6 protein-coding genes are annotated in these 9,971 nt (G+C 78.8%); 2 read left to right on the top strand and 4 right to left on the bottom strand.

The features are described from left to right. Window positions 1–86 precede the first annotated feature (86 nt). Window positions 87–3,200 carry a DEAD/DEAH box helicase gene (locus Q0789_RS16280; RefSeq protein ID WP_366917772.1) on the top strand — a complete coding sequence of 1,038 codons (3,114 nt, stop codon included), beginning with the start codon at window positions 87–89 and terminating at the stop codon, window positions 3,198–3,200. Window positions 3,201–3,257: 57 nt separating this feature from the next. On the opposite strand, the gene Q0789_RS16275 is transcribed toward Q0789_RS16280, so the two are convergent. After that, window positions 3,258–4,268, bottom strand: coding sequence for a 5'-3' exonuclease H3TH domain-containing protein (locus Q0789_RS16275; protein WP_298807034.1), 1,011 nt, complete (start codon window positions 4,266–4,268; stop codon window positions 3,258–3,260). Window positions 4,269–4,328: 60 nt separating this feature from the next. Here Q0789_RS16275 and Q0789_RS16270 point away from each other — a divergent pair, with 60 nt between their 5' ends. Further along, on the top strand, window positions 4,329–6,089 hold the full coding sequence (locus Q0789_RS16270; protein ID WP_298807033.1) for an amidohydrolase family protein: 1,761 nt from the start codon (window positions 4,329–4,331) through the stop codon (window positions 6,087–6,089). A 112-nt stretch (window positions 6,090–6,201) separates the two neighbouring features. On the opposite strand, the gene Q0789_RS16265 is transcribed toward Q0789_RS16270, so the two are convergent. The 3 genes from Q0789_RS16265 to Q0789_RS16255 all read right to left on the bottom strand — a co-directional run bounded on the left by Q0789_RS16265 (window position 6,202) and on the right by Q0789_RS16255 (window position 9,625). Next, window positions 6,202–7,401 (bottom strand): ROK family transcriptional regulator, encoded by a 1,200-nt coding sequence (locus tag Q0789_RS16265; RefSeq protein ID WP_298807032.1) that lies wholly within the window; start codon window positions 7,399–7,401, stop codon window positions 6,202–6,204. Between the two features lie 95 nt (window positions 7,402–7,496). Further along, entirely contained in the window at window positions 7,497–8,723 is a 1,227-nt protein-coding gene (locus tag Q0789_RS16260; RefSeq protein WP_366917773.1) for an ABC transporter permease, read from the bottom strand. Between the two features lie 146 nt (window positions 8,724–8,869). Beyond that, complete coding sequence (locus Q0789_RS16255; protein ID WP_171203682.1) at window positions 8,870–9,625, bottom strand: ATP-binding cassette domain-containing protein; 756 nt, start codon at window positions 9,623–9,625, stop codon at window positions 8,870–8,872. Window positions 9,626–9,971: the final 346 nt, after the last annotated feature.

Below are 9,971 nucleotides of genomic sequence, written 5' to 3'. Positions count from 1 at the left end.
TCGTCGATCTCAGCTGTGCGACTCACCCCGCCAGCGTGGCCCCGGCCTACCTCACCGGTAGGGAGACACGCCCTAGGCTGGACGGCATGCCGTCGCGACGACAGCGCACGGGCGGGTCTCCCAGGGGCTCCGCCGCAGGGGCGCTCCCGGGAGGCGCGGGGGGCGTGGACGCCGACGTCGAGGAGCTGCCGCCCGCCGCGCGCTTCGCCGCCGCCCGGGCCCGTCGCGAGCGCGCGGGGGCGAGCGACACGGCCGGCGCCGCGGCGGGGCCGACGGACTCCTACGGCGACGGGTACGGCTCGGAGCTGGCCCGCTTCCGCGACTCGCTGCCGTTCCGTCTCGACGACTTCCAGGTCCGCGGGTGCCGCGCGCTGGAGGCGGGCCGCGGCGTCCTCGTCGCCGCGCCGACGGGCGCCGGCAAGACGGTCGTCGGCGAGTTCGCCGTCCACCTCGCCCTCGCCACCGGCCGCAAGGCCTTCTACACGACCCCGATCAAGGCGCTGAGCAACCAGAAGCACGCCGAGCTCGTCGAGCGCCACGGCGCCGACAAGGTCGGCCTGCTGACGGGCGACGTCGTCGTCAACGGTGACGCCCCGGTCGTCGTCATGACGACCGAGGTGCTGCGCAACATGCTCTACGCGCGCTCGGACGCCCTGCGCGGGCTCGGGTACGTCGTCATGGACGAGGTGCACTACCTCGCCGACCGCTTCCGGGGCCCGGTGTGGGAGGAGGTCATCCTCCACCTGCCGCAGGACGTCCTCATCGCCTCGCTGTCGGCGACGGTGAGCAACGCCGAGGAGTTCGGCGCCTGGCTCGACACGGTCCGCGGCGGCACCGAGGTCGTCGTCTCCGAGGTGCGCCCCGTCCCGCTGTGGCAGCACGTCCTCACCGGCCGGGCGGGGATGCTCGACCTCTTCGTCGGCGAGGCCGACCAGGCGGTCGCCGGCGGGTCGGTCGAGGCCGCCGAGGCCGGGGACGTGCGCCCCGCCGTCAACCCCGAGCTGCTCGCCCTCGCCCGGGACGAGGAGCGCAGCGCCCGCGCCCTCGGCGGCCGGGGCGCGCCCCCGCCGCGCGGGGGACGGCGCCGTCGCGGCGGGTACCCCCCGCACCGGCCCCGCGGCCAGGCCGCGCCGCCGTCCTCCCAGCGCGCCCCGAGCCGGGCGCACGTCGTCGCCGCCCTCGACGACGCCGACCTGCTGCCCGCCATCACCTTCGTCTTCAGCCGCGCCGGGTGCGACGCCGCCGTGCGCCAGTGCCTCGCGGCCGGGCTCCGGCTGACGACGCCCGAGGAGCGCCAGGAGGTGCGTCGCGTCGTCGAGGCCGCGTGCGCCGACATCCCCGACACCGACCTCGCCGTGCTCGGGTACTGGGACTGGCTCGAGGGCCTGACCCGCGGCGTCGCCGCCCACCACGCGGGCCTGCTGCCCCGCTTCAAGGAGGTCGTCGAGGACCTCTTCAGCCGCGGGCTCGTCAAGGCCGTCTTCGCGACGGAGACCCTCGCGCTCGGCATCAACATGCCGGCGCGCTCGGTCGTCCTCGAGAAGCTCGTCAAGTACAACGGCGAGTCCCACGCCGACATCACGCCGGGCGAGTACACCCAGCTCACCGGCCGCGCCGGTCGCCGGGGCATCGACGTCGAGGGCCACGCGGTCGTCCTCTGGCAGCCGGGCCTGGACCCGGAGGCCGTCGCCGGCCTCGCCAGCCGGCGGCTGTACCCGCTGCGCTCGAGCTTCCGGCCGACGTCGAACATGGCGGTCAACCTCGTCGACACCGTGGGCCGGGCCCGGGCCCGCGAGGTGCTCGAGACGTCCTTCGCCCAGTTCCAGGCCGACCGCGCCGTCGTCGGCCTGGCCCGGCGCGCCCGCAGCCAGGAGGAGGCGCTCGACGGCTACGCCGAGGCGATGCAGTGCCACCTCGGCGACTTCGCCGAGTACGCCGCGCTGCGCCGCCGCGTCGGCGAGCTCGAGAAGGAGGGCAGCCGGGAGGCGTCCCGCCGCCGCCGCGCCGAGGTGCTCGACTCCCTGGAGGGCCTCAGCGTCGGCGACGTCGTGCGCGTGCCCGCCGGCCGCCGCGCCGGGACGGCGGTCGTGCTCGACCCCGGCACCGCCGGCGGCCTCGAGGGTCCGCGCCCCACGGTCCTCACCGAGGAGCGCGAGGTGCGCCGCCTGTCCCTGCACGAGGTGCCGGGCGCCGTGGAGGTGCTCGCGCGGGTGCGCGTGCGCCACGACTTCAACGCCCGCGACGCCGGGGCGCGGCGGGACCTCGCCGGGTCGATGCGCTCGGCGCTCGCCGACGCCCGGCGCGCCCCGCGCGAGGAGGCCCGCGGCGGGGGCCGGTCGGGCGGCCGGTCGGGAGGCGCGCGGGGCCGTGACGAGGCCGTCCAGGAGACCCTCGACGGGCTGCGGCGCCGGCTGCGCCAGCACCCCTGCCACGGCTGCCCCGACCGCGAGCAGCACGCCCGGTGGGCCGAGCGCTGGTCGCGCCTGCGCGGCGAGACCGACGGGCTCGTGCGGCGCATCGAGGGCCGCACGAGCGGCATCGCCCGCACCTTCGACAAGGTCTGCGACCTGCTCCTCGAGCTCGGCTACCTGCAGCCGGTGCCGCGCGAGGAGGAGGAGCCCCAGCCCGACGGCACACGGGCCGCCGACCGGCTCCCGGGCGGCGAGGCCGACGAGGTGCAGGTCACCGACGCCGGGCGCCGCCTCAAGCGGGTGTACGCCGAGAAGGACCTCCTCGTCGCGCAGTGCCTGCGCGAGGGCGTGCTCGCGGGCCTCGACGGCGCCGGGCTGGCGGCCGTCGCCTCCGCGCTCGTCTTCGAGGCGCGCCGCGAGGAGGTCGGCACCGGCCCCCGCACGCCCCCCGGCGCCGTCGGCCGCGCGCTGGCGCAGGTCGTCGGCCTGTGGTCCGACCTGGAGGACCGCGAGCGCGCCCACGGCCTCGCGCCGACGTCGGCGCCCGACGTGGGTCTCGCCTTGCCGATGCACCGCTGGGCGCAGGGCGCGACGCTGTCGGCCGTCCTCGAGGAGGCCGCCGGGATGGAGCTGGGCGCCGGCGACTTCGTCCGCTGGTGCAAGCAGACGGTCGACCTGCTCGACCAGGTGGCGGGCGCCGCCGGGGACGACGGCGACCTGCGCCGCGCGGCGCTGGACGCCGTCGACCGGGTCCGCCGCGGGGTCGTCGCCTACTCCGTCGTGGCCTGAGCCCTCACGGCCCGGTCCGGGGCCGCGGCCCGGGGGAGGGCGGCCGCCGAGCGCCCCTCAGCGGCGCCCGGCGACCTCGTCGCGCACGGCGTCGGTGGGCAGGCCGAGGGCCACGAGCAGGCGGCGCAGGCTCGAGGCGACGCCGTAGCGCCGGGCGAGCGCGGTGACCGCCGCCGGGTCGGCCACCTCGGCGGGCAGGGCGTCGTCGTGCTCGGGCAGGTCGGCGTCGCGCAGCACCCGCACGACGGCGGGCGCGGCGTCGAGGTAGTCCGCGGCCTCGACCAGGCGCGCCAGCTGCGCCGGGCGCAGGGAGGGGTCGCGGTCGCGGACGGCCGCCCGGACGCCGTCGAGGTCCCCGAAGCGCTCCAGCAGCGTCGCCGCCGTCTTCTCCCCGACGCCCGGGACGCCCGGCAGACCGTCGCTGGCGTCGCCGCGCAGGACGGCCAGGTCGGCGTAGCGGTCGCCGTCGGCGACGCCGTAGCGCTCCCGCAGGCGCGGGCCGTCGACGAGCTCGAGGTCGCGGATGCCCCGCGAGGTGTAGAGGACGAGGACGTCACCGCCCCCGTCCCCGTCGGAGGGCGCACCCGCACGACCCGCGAGCTGGAAGAGGTCGCGGTCGCCCGTGACGACCTCCACCGCCCGGCCCGCGGCGACCGCCCGCGTCGCGAGGGTGCCGATGACGTCGTCCGCCTCGCAGCCCGGCGCCCCGACCCGCGGGACGCCGACGGCGGCGAGGGCCTCGGCGATGACGGGCACCTGCGGGCCCAGCGTCCGCGGGGCGTCCTCCCCGCCGTCCGCCGCCACCCGGTGCGCCTTGTAGGAGGGGACGGCGTCGACGCGCCACTGCGGCCGCCAGTCGTCGTCCCAGCACGCCACGAGGCCGCCGGGGCGGCGGTCGGCGACGAGGCGGGCGGTCATGTCGAGGAAGCCGCGCAGGGCGTTGACGGGCGTGCCGTCGGGGGCCGCCACCGAGTCGGGGATGCCGTGGTAGGCGCGGAAGTACATCGACGCCGCGTCGAGCAGCAGCAGGGGGCCGGAGGGGCCGGGAGCGGTCGTGCGGGCGTCCATGCGGCGAGCCTAGAGCGGGCGGGCGACGGCCCCCGCCGCGCGCCGGGCACACTCGTGCCCGTGAGCACGAGCCCCGCCGGACCCGCCCGCCCCGACCGCCCCAGCGGCCCCGGCCCGGCCGGCCCGCCGCCGGCCCGTGCCGACGAGCGGCCCCGCAGCGTGCTGTACCTCGCCGCGTCGGTGTACTCCCCGGCGGACCCCTTCGCGACGGCGCTGCTCGTCGAGGGCGACCGGGTCTCCTGGGTGGGCTCGCACGAGGCCGCGCAGGCGCAGCGCGGCCGCGCCGACGTCGTCGTCGAGGCGCCCGGGGCCCTCGTCACAGCCGGCTTCGTCGACGCCCACGCCCACGTGACCGAGGCCGGCCTCGCCGCGGCGGGCCTGGACCTCACCGACGTCGCGAGCGCCGACGAGCTGCTCGACCGCGTGGCCGCCGCGGCCGCCGCCGACCCCGGGCGGCTCCTGCTGGGCCACGGCTGGGACGACGACGCCTGGGCCGCGCGCGGCGGAGGGGCGGGGGCCCGCGTGCCCTCGCGGGAGGAGCTGGACCGGGCGGCCGGGGGCGCCGAGGTGCTCCTGTCCCGCGTCGACGTCCACTCAGCGCTCGTGTCGAGCGCGCTCGCCGACCGCGCCGGGCTCGCGGGCCTGGAGGGCGCGGGCGAGGGCGCGCTCGTGCGCCTGCGCGCCCACGACGTCGCCCGCGACGCGAGCCGCCGCCTCGCCCCCGCCGAGCGGGAGCGGGCACAGCGCCGGGGTCTCGCCGCCGCCGCGGCGGCGGGGGTGGCCACGGTCACCGAGTGCTCCGCGCCGCACGTCGGCTCCCCGGAGGACCTGCGGGCGCTGCGGGCGCTGTCCGACGCCGGCGAGGTGCCCGAGGTGCTCGCCTACTGGGGCGTGCTGGCCCGCGACGAGGCGGAGGCCGCCGCGGCGCTCGCGGACGTCGAGGGCGCCGGCGTCCTCGGCCTGGCCGGCGACCTCTGCGTGGACGGCTCCTACGGCTCGCGCACCGCGTGGCTGCGCGCGCCCTACGCCGACCTCGCGGGCAGCGGGCTGCCGGCCGACCACGCGGGCGTGCCCCACCTCAGCGCGGCCGACGTCGCCGACCACCTCGTCGCCTGCACGCGCGCCGGGGTCCAGGGCGGCTTCCACGTCATCGGCGACGCCGCCGCCGACGCCCTCGTCGAGGGCCTCCTGGCCGCCGAGGCGCGGGTGGGCACGGCGGCGCTGGCCTCCGCCCGGCACCGGGTCGAGCACCTCGAGGCGCCCGACGCGCGGGCGGTCGCCGAGCTGGCGCGCCTCGGCGTCGTCGCGAGCGTGCAGCCCGCCTTCGACGCCCGCTGGGGCGGCCCGGACGGGCTCTACGCGCGTCGCCTCGGGACCGAGCGCGCCGCGGCGATCAACCCCTTCGCCGACCTCGCCGCCGCCGGGGTGCCCCTGGCCCTCGGGTCCGACGCCCCGGTGACGCCCTTCGACCCGTGGGGCGCCGTCCGGGCGGCCGCCGCCGCGGCCCCGGGCCCCGAGGGCCGCGCCCGCGGGCTCTCCGCCCGCGCGGCCTTCCTCGCCCACACCCGCGGCGGGTGGCGCGCGGCCCGGCGCGACGGGGAGGGGGTCCTCGTCCCCGGCGCCCTGGCGACGCTGGCCGTGTGGGAGGTCGGCGACCTCGTCGTCCAGGCCGCCGACGCGCGGGTGTCGAGCTGGAGCACCGACCCCCGCTCCGGCGTGCCCGGCCTCCCCGACCTGTCGGAGGGGGCGGCGGCCCCGCGCTGCCTGCGGCTCCTGCGCGCCGGCCGGGTGCTGCACGACACCGGCGACCTCGCCGCCTGACGCTGCCGCAGGGCCCCGGGGTCAGCACCGGCCCGGGCGGGCACCGGCCCGGGCGGGCACCGGCCCGGGCGGGCACCGGCCCGGGCGGGCACCGGCCCGGGCGGGCACCGGCTCAGGCGGGCGCCAGCGCGAGCGGGTCGTCGAGCAGCGGGGCCAGCGCGAGCTCGGCGGCGCCGACGAGCGTGGAGTCCGCGCCGAGGCCGGCGAGCCGGACGTCGACGTGGCCGCGCAGCGCCGGCAGCACGAGCCGCTCGACCCACGGCAGGACGTCGTCCTCGACGACCGGCCACAGGTCGCGCCACAGCCCCGCGCCGACGAGGACGACGTGCGGGTCGAGGACGTTGACGACGCTCGCGAGCCCCCGCGCGAAGGACCGCGACACGCGCTCGCGCGTGCGCCGCGCCGCCACCCCGCCGCGGTCGAGGCGCTCGAGCAGGCGCTCGGCGACGTCCGGCGCCTCCGGGTCGACGTCGAGCGGGGCGGCCCAGGCCGCGGCGGACGTCTCCGCCTCCCAGCACCCGCGGCTGCCGCAGTGGCAGGGGCGGCCCTCGGGGTCGACGCCGATGTGGCCCACCTCCCCGGCGAAGCCGCGGCTGCCGGTGAGGCGGTGCCCGCCCGACACGACGCCCCCTCCGAGCCCCCAGGTGCCGCAGAGGTACACGACGTCGGCGGTGTCGCGGGCGGCCCCGCGCCGGCACTCGGCCAGGACGCCGAGGTCGGCGTCGTTGCCGACGGCGACGGCGAGCCGCCGGCCCAGGCGGGCCTCGAGATCGTCCGCCACCTGCTCGCCCACGGGCTGCTCCACCCAGCCGAGGTTGGGCGCCAGGCCGACGACGCCGGCGCCCGCCCGCACGGTCCCCGGCACCGCGACGCCGGCGCCGACGAGGCGCGCCCGGTCGGCGGCGTCCGGCACGAGCCGCGCGGCCAGGTCCCCGGCGAGGGCGGCGACGCGGTCGGGCGGGGCCTCGAGGGGGACCTGGACGGTCCCGCGCTCGAGCACGGCGCCGCCCAGGCCCACGACCGCCGCCCGCAGCCAGTGGACGTCGAGGTAGAGCGCCAGCACCGTCGCCGCCCGCTCGCGCGGCGTCACGACGAGCGAGGGCCGCCCGACCCCCCGCCCGGCCGCGGCGCGCGGCCGCCCCTCGTGGACGAGCCCCGCGTCGGCGAGGCCGCCCACGAGGTCGCCCACCGTCGAGCGCGACAGCCCGAGGGCCCCGGTGAGCTGGGCGCGGGTCAGGGGGCCGTCGCGGTGGACGGCCGACAGGAGCACCGACAGGTTGTGGCGGCGCACGTCGTCCTGGCTGCGGCCCACCGCCCGGGCAGCAGCCGGGCTGGGAGCAGCCGGGCCGGGGTCCGCCCCCGCCCCGGCGGGCGCGCGCAGCGTCCCCCGGGACGGGTGGGCCACCGCTACCGGCCGGACGAGCTGCGCCGGCGCCGGGAGACGGCGTCGACGGCGGCGGCGAGCAGGAGCACGGCGCCGGTGACGAGGAAGTTGACGAAGGCGCGCTGGCCGAGCAGCCCCAGGCCGTTGGCGATCGTCGCGATGACGAGGCCGCCGATGACGGCGTTGACGACCTTGCCCCGGCCGCCGAAGAGGCTCGTGCCGCCGATGACGGCGGCGCCGACACCGAGGAGCAGCGTGTTGCCGCCGCCGGAGCCGGGGGCGACGGAGTTGAGGCGGGAGGCCTCGATCACGCCCGAGAGGGCCGCCAGCGTCGAGCCGATCATGAAGACCGAGACGCGGATCATCTGCACGTTGATGCCGGCGCGCCGCGCCGCCTCGGCGCTGCCGCCCACCGCGTACACGTGCCGGCCGTAGGAGGTGCGGCCGAGGACGAAGGTGAGCACCACGAGCAGGACGGCGATGAGCGGCACCGACCACGGCATCCCGGCGAGGGTGATGCTCGGCACGCGCGCCCGGTTCTGGGACAGGACCGCCGTGACGGCGAGGACGGCCGCGGCCACCGCGACGACGCGCAGCACGACGAAGGCGAGGTTGTCGCGGGTGAGCCCGCGGCGGCGCAGGGTCGACCAGCGCACGAGGCTGAGCGCGGCGTACCCGCCCGCCGCGAGGACGGCGAGGACCCAGCCCAGGGCGATGGGCACGTTGCCGTTGGCGATGGCGACGACGACGCCGTTGCGGACGGCGATGGTGCCGCCCTGGCCGATGAGCTGGAGCGTGACGCCCTGCAGGGCCAGGAAGAAGGCCAGCGTCACGACGAAGCTCGGGATGCCGACCTTGGCGACGAAGAGCCCGATGAGCGTGCCGATGACCAGGCCGGCCAGCAGGCCCGCGGGGATGCCGAGGAACCAGGGGAGCCCGGCGTCACCGAGGGCGAGGGCCATGACCGCGGCCGCGGTGCCGCCCGCGACGCCGGCGGACAGGTCGATGTCGCCGAGGAGCAGGACGAAGGTCAGGCCCATCGCCAGGACGATGATCGAGGAGGCCTGCACGAGGAGGTTGGCGAGGTTGCCGGCCGTGAGGAACGTGTCGGGCCGCAGCGCCGAGAAGAGGACGAAGAGGACGGCGAGCCCGAGCAGCGCGGGCAGGGAGCCGATGTCGCCGCCCTTGAGGCGCTGGACGTAGGCGGTGACGCCCTCGCGGAAGGTGGGGGCGGCCGCGGCCTCGGACATGGGGCTGCCGCCCGACCCGGTGGCGCGGGCCAGCTCGACGATGCGCGCGCGCTCGTCGTCGGACGAGCCCTGGGGCGAGCCCGAGGACGCGCCCTGGGGCGCGCCGGCGGGGGTGGTGCCGGTGGGGGTGCTCACGGGTGCGCTCCTCAGTCCTGCGCGGCGGCGGTCAGGCCGAGCTCGCCGGAGCGGCCCGTCGTGATGAGCTCGACGACCTGGCTGCTCGTGACGTCGCGCGTGCGCACGGTCGCGGCGGAGCGGCCCAGGTACAGAGCGGTGATGGAGTCGGCGACCTCGAAGACGTCGCTGAGGTTGTGGCTGATGAGGACGACGCCGAGGCCGTTGTCGGCGAGCCGGCGCACGAGGTCGAGGACCTGGCGGGTCTGGGCCACGCCGAGGGCGGCCGTGGGCTCGTCGAGCAGGACGACCTTGGAGTTCCAGAGCACGGCCTTGGCGATGGCCACCGTCTGCCGCTGCCCGCCCGAGAGGCTCGCGACGAGCTGGCGGACGGAGCGCACCGTGCGCACCGAGAGGCTCGCGAGGGTCTGGCGCGCCAGCTCCTCCATGGTCGTCTCGTCGAGGACGCCGGCCTTCTTCTTCTCGCGGCCGAGGAACATGTTCTGGACGATGTCGAGGTTGTCGCACAGCGCGAGGTCCTGGTAGACGACCTCGACGCCGAGGTCGGCGGTGTCCTTGGGCCCGTTGACCGTGACCGGCCGTCCCTCGAAGAGGTACTGCCCGCCGTCGGTCGTGTAGATGCCGGCGACGCACTTGACGAGCGTCGACTTGCCGGCGCCGTTGTCGCCGACGAGCGCGGTGACCTCGCCCGCGCGCACGTCCAGGTCGACGCCGTGCAGCACCTGCACCGCGCCGAAGCTCTTGTCGATGCCGCGCAGGGACAGCAGCGGCGTCGCCGCGCCGTCGGGACCGGAAGGGGCCGCGGTCGCGGCCGGGGTGCTCGTGGGGCCCAAGGGGGTCCTCCTCGTCGAGGCGCCGGGGGGCCGGCGGCCGGGGGTGCTCGTGGGGCCGCGCGCCGGGGCGGGACGGGCGCGCTGCGGCCACCACCGGGCGCGGGTGCGCCCGGCGGTGACCGGGGGAGCGGGGGAGCCGCGGGGGCGGGGGGGGGGGGGGGGGGGCCCCCCCCCCCCGGGGGCCCGGGGGGGGGGGGGGGCGCGGGGCCCGGGGGGGGGGGCGCCCGCCCCCGCCCCCCCCGCGGCCGCGCACATACCCCCGCAGCGCGCCTGCGCCGGG

The sequence above is a fragment of the uncultured Pseudokineococcus sp. genome, assembly GCF_947499845.1.
Taxonomy (GTDB): Bacteria; Actinomycetota; Actinomycetes; order Actinomycetales; family Quadrisphaeraceae; genus Pseudokineococcus.
Note: the sequence above shows the minus strand (reverse complement) of the source record. Positions and strands in the feature narration are given on the sequence as shown.

Bases quoted from the DNA above. Each gene is read 5' to 3' on its own strand.
- Q0789_RS16280 (WP_366917772.1), top strand. From the start codon at position 87: ATGCCGTCGCGACGACAGCGCACGGGCGGGTCTCCCAGGGGCTCCGCC.
- Q0789_RS16275 (WP_298807034.1), bottom strand. From the start codon at position 4,268: ATGGACGCCCGCACGACCGCTCCCGGCCCCTCCGGCCCCCTGCTGCTG.
- Q0789_RS16260 (WP_366917773.1), bottom strand. From the start codon at position 8,723: ATGTCCGAGGCCGCGGCCGCCCCCACCTTCCGCGAGGGCGTCACCGCC.